The organism is Gimesia aquarii (assembly GCF_007748195.1).
GTDB classification, from domain to species: Bacteria; Planctomycetota; Planctomycetia; order Planctomycetales; family Planctomycetaceae; genus Gimesia; species Gimesia aquarii.
On sequence record NZ_CP037920.1, the window covers coordinates 1,259,208 to 1,273,845 of the forward strand.

Genomic DNA, 14,638 nt, shown 5'->3' on the forward strand with positions numbered 1-14,638 from the left:
ATGTGATGATTAACGGATAGCTGCAAAACCACTTTATGGATTGACTGGCGCCAAGATCCGTGATGCATGCTTTCCACTATGATGAATTTTATTGTTCGCCACAACGACTTTTTCAGGGAACTCAATCGTAATTGGCTCACCTGTATTCGGATTTGGTTCATAAAAAGGGGCTCCCGTTGAAGCCACGGTCACGCGAATTCGATGTCCTTTGTTAAACACCTGACTCAACCAGCCTACGTTAAAGGCGACTTTGTAAACCTTGCCGGGCTCCATAAACTTCTGTTGCTCAAATCCATCGCGATAGCGGCCTCGTCGAATCATATCGATGATTAAAATCGAGCGCCCATCAGGATACACGTCTGTCACACGTACAATGAAGTCGGTATCTTTCGCTGAAGAAGAAACCAGTAGTTCCGCTTTCACATTTCCCGTCCATTCTACTGGTTCGGTCAGTGGGTCCGTCGTGAATGTCAACACGTTTTCCTGTTCTTCAACGACGCGCGCGTCGCGCGCTCCGGGAAAAGCGCGTCCCAGAATTTTTGCAGGATTCAGTGGATCAGCAACGATTTTGCTAAAACTCCCCTGCTCTGTTGGTTTTGACAGAGATAATTTCGCCTCCGGTTGTAAATAGTAAGAAGTCTCCACAGTTTTCAAAGGCCAGTCATCCTGTGCTCGCCATTCATTTCCGGGGGCATCGGTTTCGCCCACGGCTCCCATTGCATAGTAGCGCACGTTAGGATCGTCATCGATGCCATTATCAACGCCTTTCAAGTAATGGTCGAACCAGCGAATCATCTCGGCCATCATGTCGAAATTGGCATTGTTGGGGTATACCATTTCCCCAACTTTGTTGACCTTATTAAAGCGACCATGTAACCAGGGACCCACATACAATTTCTGCTGACCTCGTGAGTTCGGACCTCCTTTATACTGACGTCCGATGAAACTCTGCACCGAACCGACGCACATGTAGTCGTACCAGCTACCAACGGTAAAACAAGGCACGTTCATTTTATCAAAATGCAATGTGCAATCTTCCGCTTTCCAGTAGTCGTCATAATCAGGATGGGAAAACCATTCTTTCATTAACGCCCGGTTGTGCGCGGGCACGCGGCAGACTGCATCCATGCCCTTAAAGCGATCTGGTTTCGCAGCACCGCCAATAAAATAGCCTTCATGGTACAAACTCAAGCCGGTATCGATCATAAACTGACAGACCAGGTGTGGTGGTTGTGTGATCGCCAGATAGTTTTGTGCATATCCTGCCTGGGAACTCCCAAAGGTTCCGATCTTTCCGGTCGACCAGGGCTGCTTGGCCAGCCACTCGACGACATCGTATCCATCCTGTTTCTCATCCCATTGCAGAGCGCGATAGCCCACCCAGGTTCCCTCCGACTTTTGCGAACCGCGAAAGTTGACGGCACAGACAACATAACCATGTGATGCCATTTCCGCAAAAGAGAGCCGGGAGCCTTTTCCACGCAGGCTGGCATAACGTTGCTCCATCAACACCGGCCAGGGACCATTCCCCTTGGGAAAATAAAGGTAGGCTGACAACTTGATACCGTCCCGCATGGGAATCATCACACGTTTTTCCGTCACACCCTTTTCGAAATCGAGAGGCTTATCTTGAGCAAAAAGAGAAATGGGAAACACAAGTAGCAAAACAAAGATCAGGCAGGCGTGGGCCAGTTTATACATAGGTTGTCTCCGGCTGGAATATCAGGGCGGGAATCGGTTTCCTTCGATTGTGGCGAACCTCGTCCCATTCAGCAAGCATAAACAACGGCTGTTCAAAAGACTGTCCGCCAATGACACAACAGGGACAGCCACTATGATTCAGTAATGGGTGCTGTTTTTTGATCGACTCTCTCCCTGAATGAGGCTCTGAATTCACTTGTAAAATCATGTTTTCAGACGTGAAAAAGGGACCGTATCCTTTCGAAAGTAACTAAAAACGAGTATGCTACCGCAAGGTTTAATCTCTGAATTTTCATCTCAATAACTTCACAACCGGTTCCAGCGATGCGAACCGAAGTCTCAGTTATTGAGTCATCATTCCAATAAGTGGAATCAAAGCCGCCGTAGCTCAGTTGGCAGAGCGACGCATTCGTAATGCGTAGGTCAGGAGTTCGACTCTCCTCGGCGGCTCTCTTAATCTTTGTTTCATTTCACTCTCCAGTATTCTTCGCTTTGTTCATCAGTCATTGTTTTGGGAATAGAGGATTTCTCTTGACAAGTTCGAGTCTTTTCCAGATCCGTAGAATCCTATTATTGCTGCTCATATCTGCAGCTTGACACAGCCGCGCCGTTCCCGAAACTCCGGGATCTGTCTCGCGCGCGAGGCAACGTTTTTCTGTGAGTAAATTTATTATCACCTGCCGAAGAGAGCACTACAAAACCCACTAGTAATAGACGACTTTTACAGACCGACGGCAAAACCACTTCGCTATGTGCAGTCTTGTTGACCCCTTTTCGGATCATTTTCAAAACAAAACGGAGCATTTTTGATTGTCGTTTTGCCATATCTGAGACAAAACCGCGCAAATAACTTCGCTTGACCGGTGTACGCCCCTGGCGATGATGGTGCGAAGTCACAAGGTACTTCTTTGAGATGTTAAGGCAATACACATACCAGAATATCATAAATAACAGTCTCCAGTGACATGCAAGCAATTCAGGACCACCAGGCAGAAAGAAAGAGCCGATTGCATGCGAGTATTCTCTCGCCCGTAATCTCACATTCTACCTGATCTCAAAGATCAATTCAGAGATGAAAATCCTGCAGTAGAATGACCGGGGCGACATGATAGTAAAGACAGAAAAGGAGGTAGACTTGGCATCTTTTTCTTCCCGCTAGCAAACCGCAAGCAAGCTGCCTAATTATCACAGTAATTGTAATTCACCAGTGATGGCATCGATTTTCTCGGCATCATCAGGACCGATTGCCAGACAGGTTTGCGTCGGCTCTCCATGGAATTCGGTCTTGCCACTGTCTGTGATGAGATGAACTTCCAGGTTAGCTTCGACGGCGCTGTCGTGAATGGCTATCAATTCTTCCTTGCTGTTCACCCGGCAGCAAACTTTTGCGAAGGATCCATTCAGCCAGCTTTGTTCAACCTCTGAGAAATCATCCATCGAGAATGAGTCGCGCTGCTGTAGTCGATGACAAATAAACGACATCGAAGCGTGCGAACCTTGGGCAATCTGTTTGCCTCGACGCATCTTCAAGTCGTGCCGCATGACGAGGACCTGTTTGATTCGTCCAGATCGTTTCGCCGTCTGATGGTGACTAGGATACGTCTTGTGCCCCGACAGTAGTGCAAGCTCTCGCCACTTCCAATTGCAATCCACGTCTTCAAAGCCAATCTCTTTCAGCCATCGTAATTGTGTTTCTACATCCAATAGTTTATTCGACGGGTCTTCGTCCTCGGGTGTCATACCCATCTCTTGGATGAATCGGTCGTGAACTCGCTGGGTCGGGGAAGAGACGTGTTCGAGGTTGCAAAATACGCCTCCTCCTTCTAGCAAAGAAAAGGCCTCGGTATATAGCTCCCGTTTCCGTTGATGCGAGCAGTGGTGGATGGCGAAACTCGAAACAATGCAGTCGAATTCTTCGAGATCAAGTAGCTGGTTGTCCATGTTGTGCTCGACAAGCATGACTCGATCACTATTCCCGAAGCGTTGTCGAGCCTGCTCCAACATCGCCGTTGAAAAGTCAAGGCCAACGCCGATTGCGTTCGGACAACGAGAGAGGATTAACGACATCAAATGACCGTCTCCACAGCCGAGGTCTAGTACTCGCTTCGTCTCCTTGGGGATTTCTGAGAGCAATGTTGCCTCTCCTTCGGTTCGATGGGGTATGCACTTCATATGGGCCAGATATGCTTCAACGTATTCTGGCTTTGTCCATTCGTTGGTCATATGTGCTCATCCCTTCAATTTCTGCTAAAAGATCCCACCCGGTTGTACTGGCGAAAATACTTCATGAGGTGTTTGCCGGATCCATATGGACAGGCACTTCCTCTCAATACTAGATTACCGATCCAACGAGTTGACACTGGGACGATCATAAGGTTCATTTACTTACTTTTGCTACGTCTTGAATAAACAGAGCCGCCCTAATTAGGGTGGCTTATCTAGTAGATACCCAAGACTGATCAACTTTCTTTGACATCAATCATCCAGTTTGCACAGATCTCCGCGATCTTCTTCCATTTGGGTTCTAGAGTCAGATAATGGCCAAAATCCTCGGCCTCATAGAAGGTTGCCCGCGAACCATGTCGTTCGGCAATGAGGCGAGCGGTTGAGGGAGGAATTGCCAAGTCATCAGAGCCGGACACCATCAAGACAGGACAAGTAACTCCGTCGTAATCAATCTTTGTGGTCTGATTCTCATCGAACATCCAAAAGAATAGCTCGAACATTACGCGGCCTGATTCCGGTATCAAGCGATCGAAAACCCGTCGTTGCTCGGTCGAATCCAGCTTGTTGAGACCAAATTTGGCCATGGTATCGAAATCGGGCAGCAAAGTGTCTTCCCAGAATGAGCCCGCCGATATAAACGTCTTGCCAAGTTCGCGCTCCTGCCTGGTCGTTGGAAGAACACCCCAATTAACGCTGCCATTCAGCAGCACTATGGCGCGGGCAAGGCCGATGGCCGCCAACTTTTGTGCGATCAATCCTCCTAGTGAATGCCCGACTAGGATCGGTGTCGTGTTCAAAGTCTTCACGAATCCAATAATGTCTTCAACATAATCCGCTATGCTCGTTCCGGCGAGAATCGCTGAGGAATCGTCCGAATGTGGTCTATCGTGATGGCGGTAAGCCGGGCTATGGCAACGAAATCCTCTTTGCTCGAAATATTCAGAGAAAGTCGACATTGTCCAAGGCCCTGCGTTGGTGCCGTGAATCAGAACAATATGCTTTTCGATGATAGATCTCCTAACTCAAATGAAATTCGTGAAGTGTGGTAGCAAAGCCACTAACACTGGCGTTCTTATTTACCCCAACTCAATCGCACGCTTTCCCAGTCGAATCTACCTCCCATAGTTCTGCACTGCATCTGTAAAGAGTGCTTCGATTACAGCTTTGCATTTTGATTGTATGCCTGCAAAGGGTTTATTATCTTCTGGTCCTACCAAATACCAAAGCCCATTCGAATTTTGGAGTTTATATTTTTCTGCGAAATCGGAGCCATCGCCTGCATACGATTTATTCAGCACAGCTTCAATAAATCCTGGCCTATGAGACAGGTACTCACTTCGTTCTTCTTTTGACAATCGGTTGAAAGTTCCAGAATCTACCATGAGTCCCTCTGTGATCTCGCTTAACCCTATTAGCCTATTCCATAACGTAATTCAATCGCCCGCTTCCCCAGCACTGTGGCTACTAGCTTAGCCTGTTCTGTGGTTGGGTCCTTGGCAGTGGCTAGAAACTTGTGGACTGGTGAGTCTGATGAACTTGAACGAGCATTCTGTTTCGTTACAGAAAATTTGGATCAAGATATCTTTTCGTTGCTGATAAAGGGATCCCAGACCCGCTCAAAAGCCGCTTGTGACTTCATTATCATTTCGAACGCAAAGGTAGCCAAGAATTTCTTCATCTATAGATGTAGATAGAGCGTGGACACTGCCGTCTGCAAAGCCGAATTGACAGACACCGGGGTGCCAGCTTCCGAAGCTGTAAAGTCTGGTGTCGACATAATCCTTATTGGGAGCTAGTGGAACGTGGACACCTCCAATGCGTGTGCTGAAACTGAAATGCCATCCGCTATAAATTGTGCCATCATCAGGCGCTTGGTTAATTTTTTGAGCGTTGACGTGCATTTCGCCTGCGAGAATCGTATTACTAGACCCATCCGTGATGTCCCGATTGCGAATTTTATCAATCCAGTCTCGTGGTTGACCGGCCACACAGAAGGAACGGCTGCTGATGATTACGCCGTTTCCGTTTCCACCCCAATAAAAATCCGAAGTGAACCCAATGGCACCCGGAGAAAGGTCACCATGGTTGCCGCCGTAGTCTCCGGTTGCACCACTGAAAAATGTTTGCGGCCCCGAACAACCGCAAGAAGCTGTGAATTCGACCGTGACAGTGGGAATCTTTGCGGTGGAAGCAGATCTGCGGGAGGGGCAAAGATACGTGGAAATCGCCCTGGTGCGAACTTCTTCGGGGTGATCTTGAAAATTTTCTCGCATATCCCAATCGTCTGCGAAGTTTCCCTGCTCAAGATAGGGGAGAATGCGCACAAGCCAACTGGGGGTATCTCGACCACAAGATAATTCCTGTGGATCACCTGGTCTGGGAATGATTCGTCCCGGAGGAAAGCTCCCAATGTTATCATGAAACTGAATCGTCGCGAGTGCGATTTGTTTGAGGTTGTTCTTGCATTGGGTGCGTCTGGCAGCCTCACGAGCTTGTTGTACGGCCGGGAGAATCAACGCCATCAAAACGCTGATAATTGCGATTGTGACGAGCAGTTCGATAGTCGTAAAACCTCGGCGAGGCATGAGTGATTTCCTAAATAAGTGAATATGTTTGCCCTCTTTAAGGTACGATTCAGACATAGAAGTGGCAAGCAGAAATTTTTGAGAATTCAAACAAGCGATAGGATTCCATGACCAAACATTGATATTTTTTGCAGTAGGCACAGAGGCCGGTCAATCAGAATTGAAATTATTCAAATGTATAGTATTAAGGTCATTCTTATAAAAAAACTACTTCATCCGAGAATTCCCATATGGATCAGCCTGGAACCGCTCCACTCATGGATTGTAACCACTACGATCCCCCATGAGGAACAGCGTTTTCTAGTATTTGATCCACTGCAGCTTCATGACCCAGTACCACTGACGTTTTTTATTGTGACCTGCCCCTTAATATGGAAGGCAGAATAATAGAAAGTAGGGACATAAAGCAGCGTAATGACACCCACTGCTAATCCGTAGATCGCGAACCGATTTTTATGCTTGTAATAATCGTATAGTGAGAGAAGAGCGCACGACACCGAGACCAAAAAAGTTGAAACACAGTGGAGTCGAGCCAGAAAAATGTAGGTTGGTGCGTCAACTATGGACGGCAACACGAGACAGAAGATGCATAATATTGCAAGAACCAGCCAGCACTTTGTTACTCTTCTATAACCGGACAAAACAGAGCCTTTCTACCCCAACTCAAAGTGCAAATCAATCGTCCGCTTACCCAGCACTGTAGCTACTAGCTTAGCCTGTTTTGTTCGAATAAAGGTCACGTATTTTTTTTCGGCGACGAGAACTATCAGCCCGGTTGAGAATTAACGTCGTGGAGAACAGCAGCACGCATACAATTAGCAACAACCCCTTTAAACTAAGTGCATAATGAGACTGAAGTGCATCCCACAATAAATACAACATACAACCAAGCGATAAGGTAGTTAACACCATCACTACACGAAGTCGCCTGAGTTGCTTGTGCAAAATTTGTATTTTAGCATCTGGATCTAGATTATCTGACATAACATTCACGGTCCTGTTCTGCGGACTTGATTGTTAATAATGCGTTCCGCTGCTTTAAGATGTTTTTCAAACTTATCCTGGTCACGGTTCTTTTCCGTACGAGCATCCTTTAGCATCGGATAAAGATAGTCTCTACTTGCCCATAGTAAATGTTGCAAATGAGGGTAGTCAGAGCTTGAAAATGCTTCCAGATTTCTGATGTCAGAGTCTATTTCAGTGTGGACTTTTTTCTCGAAGCGAGCCCATTCCGTGTCACCCGCTTTCTTTTCTTGTAGAACAAGAAACTGTTTATGTATTGCCTTCATCTTTTTTAGTTCCTTGTGACCTAGCATAACCTTTAATCGAATATACTTAACCCCCGGTCCTAATCGCTTAAGATTATCCCGCAAGTCATGATCTTCCCCAAGCACAATTACAACAACCCCGCTACCCTTCAAAAGGTTCCTTACAATTGCATCTTCACGCCTCTCGTCGGCTTCTTTGTCAAAGACAATTTTTCCATCATCCCGTACTGGATTAGCCGCTTCCATTGCTTCTAAATCCTCAGCGGGCAGCAATGTTTCAAGCTCTCCATTCACAACCAACTGACCAGCTGCACCAAGTTCAAGTAAATCGAGTCTGTTCTGTGCTGCTACCAATTTGTCGAAGCTACTTTCAGGCGGTGTCTTGTACTTTTCATAATTCTTAAGTGTTTCTATAAAACGCATTGTGCCTTTATAGTTCTTCTCAGTCAGCCCCTCGATATAGACTGATTTCAACTTGCGTCTTTTGATTAAGCGTCTGAGCAGCTTTACCTGCTCTTTCTGAAGCGATCCCCCTCTTTTCAGGAATTCAAAGTACTGCTTGTCAATTTGCTCCTGGGTAATCGTGCTGTCCTGGTCTTTTAAGTCAGCTGCGAAGACTTCAGGTGTGACGTAATGATAATTCAGAATGTGGATTATCGTTGTGGGTTCTGCGTATAGAGGAGCAGGAAGTAGTGCGAATAGAATTAGTAATCGACTCATTTTGTATTCCTTCTGCGGTATACATCCCAGTTGGTCGACGAACTAAAATTCGCCGTGAAATTGAAAATGTTGTATTTCTTGATGTGAACTGATGTAGTCAATTAACCCATCGACTACACTCAGAAATGGATCACTCATTTTATTCGCTGGATTTTTAACCAACTTGCGTCTGCACTGCTTGAGTTTCTTGAACTCCTCCCATGTGAGGATTAAGGCATCCCCGATAATATCTACATTTTGTTGCGGATGCTTGACATCAATCAGCTCGAATGAATCATCATCCGGTGAAACTGAACTGACCAGATAATACTTTCCAATACCAAAAGAGGCATGGATTTCCTGGAGTACTGATGGTGCGTAGTTACACATCACATGTTCGAAACAACCATCTTGTGTGTAGCAGTAAATAGCTCTACTCATCGCCGAACTCCCGCTCGCCAATAAAAACTACAGGCAATAGACTTGCCAGTTGGGTTCAGTCATCCGAAAATTAGCCAATAAACAAAAACAAAGATAGCCACTAATGTAAATGAGACAACAAATCTTACCCAGAGTTTTTCGGTCTTCAGAAGTGTAAGATATGTACGTGCTACCGTATTTAGCGAAGCTTTGCCTGCACGTTCAATTATTAAACCTAATGCTATACACATCAAAAAAGCAAGAAACCCAAACACCCAGAAGTTAATCACGACACCACTCCACCAAACTTCGTAAAAACCATCTATTCGTCTTTTGGCTTTCTCCAAGTGATACACGACTTGTACTTTTCTGGGAGTGCACAACGGGTAAGCCATAAATAAATTGCCGCAAATAATGAGACAGAGAGACATGACCCAATTTGATATGTCACCCTTTGCCAAGTATGTAAATCAATATCTGATCTTAACGGAGCGATTTCAGCAAATATATAGTCACTCTCTGTTCCACCTGTTCTCCAGATACTGAAATTTGTTACTCCAATATATTGATTAATGAAGAATGTCGCTATTAATATACAAACCACAAGATCCCCAATTGAAATATTTAATTGCCGTTCCTCGTCTTGCCCTTTTTTAAAAGTCGCCTTTTTGTAATGGATTTCACATGCATTAATAAGTATGTAAAAGCCAATCATGAAATTTACAAAAAGAAACACAGCTCCTAGGGTCCATAAGTTAATCACGACACCACTCCACTAAACTGTATTCGAAGATTGTCAATCATATCTGCTCACCCCAAAACACAGGCTCCAAGTGATAGACTTGCTAGTTTGCTTGTGAGTTAGAAGATGTTTACCGCGTACCAAGTACCACAAATGATAAAGAGGATCAATCCACCATAAATCAAGTAATTTAACCAGAGTGGCTTTACTGCTTGAAGCATTTCATCAGCTAAACCTGCAAAAATAGTCGCGCCAATATATAGCAAGACAGCAACAGTACCCAATGCGATATATTGCCAAGTTGTCACGTCACCACTCCACCAATCTTCGTCTTAACCATTTATTCGTCCTCTGGCTTTAACCAAGGTGTGCACAATTTATACTTTTTGGGTAGCATTCTTCGAATGAGCCACACATACAATACACCAAATAATGAGACCGAAACACTTGGTACAATAAAACTAACAAGACCGCCGATGGTTCTTCCTACAGACCAACCAAACCAATCAACCCAAAATGGGTATTCAAGGATTTTTGTTAAGCCTAAATTATCTGAAAGACCAGGAACTGAAGGACTAAGGAAAGTAATTAGCAATGACATGTTTAACAGAACAATTGCAACACCGGCTCCAAGTGATAGCCCATCATAACTTGATAATAATGTGACGCAGGCTCTAATAGCAAATCAATGTATAGATTCTCGTTCTGATCACGTACGACAACGCCACGTATCCCTTCTGGCACCTGATACCAAACAACGCGCTCTATTGCGAATGTTGCGAGCGCTTCAGCCGGTTCTGCAGTGGGGGCTTTGGTGGTGGATAGAATCTTGTGGACTGGTGAATCTGACTAAATGTTCTAACAATTCGCTCAGCGAAAATCGATTTCCATTTGGAGCTAGTCGGTAAACACTTCGATGCCAAGTTGTTTTGCATCTCGTTTGGCTTGGCGACGATCAATCTTATACTTTCGGGGAGCATTAATTTCTAGCTCAGTGCGATTAACGGAGAATTGGCAGTTTATTGCCTGTTGATGGACCCATTTCAATGCACGCTCGATACCCTCCGGATAACCTCGGAACGTTTTTTCGACCTCATCGCCACCACGAAACTTTCCCCAAGCCGCGGTGATACCCGCGGCGAGCGTTTCCTTCTTGCCGCTTCGACTGGTGAACTCCTGCGGAGGATGAATACAGATAGCACCAAGGAACAAAGCTCCCTTTCGGTCAAATAGAAATGCAAGCGTCCACGAATCGGCCATTTCCAGCTGATTGACAAAACCACCCAACAACTTCTTATCAATTTGAAACTTCTTGGTAACAGCAGAACTCTTGTTCGCTTTTTTGCTAGACGACTTCGCGTCAACGGGTTCCATGTCAGTCAGTTCAAGCACTGCGGCAGCTTGGAGGCCAGGTTTCAGTTCTAATGGATTCTTTCGTGATTCTTTAATGATTTCAACGAAGACATGGTCGCCAGCCACCCTCGTATGAGCAAGATTATCCACTTTTCGTTTCAGTCGATCAATGCCAGGCCAAGTCTTTGGGTCAAATCCTTTTTCTGGTGCAATGATCACGTGCAAACTCTGCCGGGTCTTGCCTTCACCAATTGTCAAAACCGTAACTCGGCCTTCTTCGAAACCAAAACGTTTTCGATCCTTTGGTTTCATCATGATTTGCAGCATGCCAATTGAATCGACGTAGTTGATGGTCGTCTCGCAATGCCCTTGTTTCACCTTGAAACTTGGCTTCTGATCAGGAGGATCTGGCACGCCATGGATTCTCCGCTTCAGCTTTGCTAAATCCTGTTCAGGCGGATGAATGGGAACCGTCGTCGCCGTCGGCCGAAACGGGTGCTGCAACAACTCTGACTTCGTCATATAGATGGCCAGATCGGGAATCTCCATTTTCTCGCCACCGGGAAACGCAGAATCAAAAACACGTGTGAACACCGAAAGTTTGTAAAACCCTGGCAAAAATCTGAGGCACTCTGTCTCGCCAAGCTCACCGCGCGCAAAAATCGTTTCGTCGTACGCGACACAAAGCTTTCCACTTGGCAGCGACACAACAGCTTCGATGGGGTCATACCAAAAGCCGTCCTTTGGAGGCTTCTTTCGCAAAGATCGACAGGTGACAAAATCGACGCCCGGTACTCCGTCCGAGTCAACAATTTCGGGTTCGTGATCAATACCCACTAACCAACCTTTTGATGCAAGCGTCGTCAACTGCTTTTTGCTTGTATGTTGATTTGGATCTCTAAGAAACTTTTCGATATGCTCACCGTGAGGTTGAAGCATCTCAAAATAGGATTCATCAAAAAGCCAAGTTTTGATTCCTGGCTCCATCGAGCGGATACTCTTCGCTTTCGGGTCGACTGCCGCAATCCGGATCTTCTGTTGTTTGGGGGTTAGGTTTTTCATTATTGGTCTCGCCTAGAATTCATATGTGAGGAAAGCCATCTATGATCACATAAAGCAATGGTGAGATGCCGACCGCAAACCAAAAAAGACCTAACATAAAATATATAACACGCGCAAAACCTCGCCCATAGAGAATTATAAAAATTGATGTTGCTGGGCTCTTCATAATGAAATCCCATTTCAGGCAAGCACACAGCATGAGGTGTATTCCAATACAACAAAATATAAGTGTAAATTGCATTTATCGTCTTCACTACTGTGATTTAAATTTGTGCTTCGATTGCCATTGATTCATGATACCAACCAATAAAAAAGTATACGTCCCAGTTGGGTTCAATGGTGCTCGTAGGCGAGATACTAGGAACCATAAATGTCATTACTATAGCGCATCACATTTTAGTATATCGTGACTCAATCTAACATACTCGGTCCAGATGGTCTTGGAGACGCTACAGTAAACCTGGACACAGGCTAGTATAATTGTGCAAGGATTATTAATAAGTAGTTAGTCAAAGAGAAGCCGATGTTATTGTTGAGTCTTCAATTAATGATTGTGATTCATACGTTGAACAAGATTCATCGATAGAAATAATCTCAATAGAAAAAGCTTTCATTATAAATACAGCGTATCCATGCCTGACTTCACTCGAAAACTGAAAATCTTTAGTTGCGTGCTCTTGCCTGGGGTCTGATACTGGAAAGCGGTTTCCGGTTTGGTTAGAGGGGCGGATGCGTCTATGGTTTCGATGGGGGAAGCAGCGATGAGTTCGGCGTTCTCGCATAAATGAGTGGTCGCCACACCCATTCAGAATATGCGGACTTCAAAACGATGCCTGACCCCTTTTTGTTCGGCTTGTTATTTCTTACTGACGTTCGAATCCTCTTCAATAATACCTGAAAACTGGAGTTGAATTGCTTTTTTCGTGATCGCGATATTCTTTTTGACGAGTGCATCCCGCTCTTGTGACACATTCTCAATCTCGATTCCTTCCAAAGGGCGAACTGTATAGTCTTTCTTTGTCTCATCCTTGTACTGTTTCATTACTCTCAAAGCTTTGTGTAATGCTTTTCTCTGCGCTTCTGCTTGTTGGATTTCACTCTCTATCGCATCTCCAAATACTGCCCTCATACGTGCAAGCTGTAGATTATACGAATTCACAAACTCTTCTTCATAAGAATGATAATCAGCTGGTCTTGCGTGTTCGGCTACTACATTAACATGTTTTGTGTATGCATCGCTCTTAACGATAAAGTCGTCGAGAATACCAACACGTTGTTCGAACATCTTGCCTTTGATTTGATTACCAAGTTCGAGCTCTAACTGTTTTATAGAATCTTGCAACTCATGTGGTTTAAAAATATAGAGGGTAGCCAGTGCGATGAAACTCCAGAAAACCACAGAGCGAAGAGACTCCCATTTAAACTTGTGATTGAAAACGCGAATATCTTCATCGGCTCTTTCTTTCTCCGACATGTTTCTTACTCCTGGTGATTGAAGCAAAGTGATAAGCTTAAACTGGTATTTAACGTATCAAGATTCGATTTTTCCAGGTCTGGCCTTTTCTCCATGTCATACTTGACCCCTTATTCTTTACAAGAGACATGAAAGAGGATTATTTCACGACTGGAAACTGCTTCATCAGATGAGAGGCTGCTTTTTTTGTTTCTTTCCAATCGCCCGTTTCGTTGGGGACTGCTTTTACTATTACTGTGAAGTCAAGCTTCTCGCCCTTTTTGAAAGACTGTCCGCTGTTATGGCGGAGATAGTATTTGTGATAACGATCAAGGTCCCAAATGTGGCTGGCACTACGGTTACCTGCGATGACTTTGGGAGTATAACATAAAAGACCGAGTTGATTTTCCGGATCGAATTGAGCAACCCAACTTGTGTTTTTGCTGACTGCCATTTTCTTTGAATGTGACAACTCCCCTGCTTCGAATGATCCATCCGGGAGTTGAGCAATCCAGTTTGTTGTCGAGGGAGGGAAGCAGTGCATAAAATAGTAAAGTAAATCTGTCTTACAATTTTCCAGGGCTTCCATCTCCGTCTGTTCTTCAACAAAGTCATTTGTAAGAATCACTTTGGCACGGACTTTAAATTTCCAGATGGTCGATTCTTTGATGAATTGAATCCGTTTACCAGTAATGGTCTCTCCCGTTTTTGTGATGGGAACATCCTGGCCATCCACAATCAGTTTTAAGCGATGGACGACTTCTCGTCCCCCTTCTTTGTGTCCTGTACCCCACCACTGCCCCTCCTGGGGTTTCAATACGGTTCCGTAATGACCGTTATTCAGACTAAATAGATGACCGCGATAGAACATCTTCTCAATGGTCCAACCGCTGGCAGCATCTATGGGAACCGTGTAGTTCTTTGTTTCGAGAGTCAGAAAACCGCTCTCTGGCACACCAGCATCGTACAGACGCTGTGCAGTCTTTTTTTTGTTTGTGACTTCAGGATTGGCAGCGAGTCCTGCGTTTGCAGAAAAAAACACAACAGCAAGCCAACTGGCAAGAATAAGTTTGGTCATCGTCTGGAAATGGTTTCTGTTATGAATGGAGATGTTGGATATTAAAAGTGA

Annotated in this window: 13 protein-coding genes and 1 tRNA gene; 1 reads left to right on the plus strand and 13 read right to left on the minus strand. The window is 45.0% G+C overall.

The features are described from left to right. Positions 1-33 precede the first annotated feature (33 nt). Together V144x_RS05205 and V144x_RS05210 are read right to left on the minus strand one after the other, a co-directional pair. On the minus strand, positions 34-1,701 hold the full coding sequence (locus tag V144x_RS05205; RefSeq protein WP_144982407.1) for a CocE/NonD family hydrolase: 1,668 nt from the start codon (positions 1,699-1,701) through the stop codon (positions 34-36). Continuing rightward, the gene (locus tag V144x_RS05210; protein WP_144982410.1) at positions 1,694-1,897 is read right to left on the minus strand and encodes a hypothetical protein; all 204 of its coding nucleotides are present in this window, start codon (positions 1,895-1,897) and stop codon (positions 1,694-1,696) included. Before V144x_RS05210 ends, V144x_RS05205 begins: the two co-directional genes overlap by 8 nt. A 181-nt stretch (positions 1,898-2,078) precedes the next feature. On the opposite strand from V144x_RS05210, the gene V144x_RS05215 reads away from it, so the two are divergent. Then, positions 2,079-2,151 (plus strand) — tRNA-Thr (locus V144x_RS05215). Positions 2,152-2,886: 735 nt separating this feature from the next. Here V144x_RS05215 and pth2 read toward each other — a convergent pair. The 11 genes from pth2 to V144x_RS05275 all read right to left on the minus strand — a co-directional run bounded on the left by pth2 (position 2,887) and on the right by V144x_RS05275 (position 14,587). Then, positions 2,887-3,924, minus strand: coding sequence for an aminoacyl-tRNA hydrolase (gene pth2, locus V144x_RS28290; RefSeq protein ID WP_197998768.1), 1,038 nt, complete (start codon positions 3,922-3,924; stop codon positions 2,887-2,889). Positions 3,925-4,160: 236 nt separating this feature from the next. Beyond that, a complete protein-coding gene (locus V144x_RS05230) occupies positions 4,161-4,937 on the minus strand; it encodes an alpha/beta hydrolase (protein WP_315852420.1) in 777 nt (258 codons plus the stop codon). A gap of 102 nt (positions 4,938-5,039) precedes the next feature. Then, positions 5,040-5,309, minus strand: a complete 270-nt coding sequence (locus tag V144x_RS05235; RefSeq protein WP_144982416.1) for a hypothetical protein — start codon at positions 5,307-5,309, stop codon at positions 5,040-5,042. Positions 5,310-5,543: 234 nt separating this feature from the next. After that, the gene (locus V144x_RS05240) at positions 5,544-6,512 is read right to left on the minus strand and encodes a DUF1559 domain-containing protein (protein WP_232102718.1); all 969 of its coding nucleotides are present in this window, start codon (positions 6,510-6,512) and stop codon (positions 5,544-5,546) included. Positions 6,513-7,501: 989 nt separating this feature from the next. Beyond that, positions 7,502-8,500 (minus strand): hypothetical protein, encoded by a 999-nt coding sequence (locus V144x_RS05245; RefSeq protein WP_144982419.1) that lies wholly within the window; start codon positions 8,498-8,500, stop codon positions 7,502-7,504. A 42-nt stretch (positions 8,501-8,542) separates the two neighbouring features. Continuing rightward, positions 8,543-8,920, minus strand: a complete 378-nt coding sequence (locus tag V144x_RS05250) for a hypothetical protein (RefSeq protein WP_144982421.1) — start codon at positions 8,918-8,920, stop codon at positions 8,543-8,545. 301 nt (positions 8,921-9,221) lie between these two features. Then, positions 9,222-9,662 carry a hypothetical protein gene (locus tag V144x_RS05255; protein ID WP_144982424.1) on the minus strand — a complete coding sequence of 147 codons (441 nt, stop codon included), beginning with the start codon at positions 9,660-9,662 and terminating at the stop codon, positions 9,222-9,224. A 98-nt stretch (positions 9,663-9,760) separates the two neighbouring features. Beyond that, complete coding sequence (locus tag V144x_RS05260) at positions 9,761-9,949, minus strand: hypothetical protein (protein WP_144982426.1); 189 nt, start codon at positions 9,947-9,949, stop codon at positions 9,761-9,763. 589 nt (positions 9,950-10,538) lie between these two features. Beyond that, positions 10,539-12,056: a hypothetical protein gene (locus tag V144x_RS05265; RefSeq protein ID WP_144982429.1), complete on the minus strand. Its 1,518-nt coding sequence runs from the start codon at positions 12,054-12,056 to the stop codon at positions 10,539-10,541. Positions 12,057-12,912: 856 nt separating this feature from the next. Further along, on the minus strand, positions 12,913-13,530 hold the full coding sequence (locus V144x_RS05270; protein ID WP_144982432.1) for a hypothetical protein: 618 nt from the start codon (positions 13,528-13,530) through the stop codon (positions 12,913-12,915). Between the two features lie 139 nt (positions 13,531-13,669). Beyond that, positions 13,670-14,587: a hypothetical protein gene (locus V144x_RS05275; protein WP_144982435.1), complete on the minus strand. Its 918-nt coding sequence runs from the start codon at positions 14,585-14,587 to the stop codon at positions 13,670-13,672. Between the last annotated feature and the right edge of the window lie 51 nt (positions 14,588-14,638).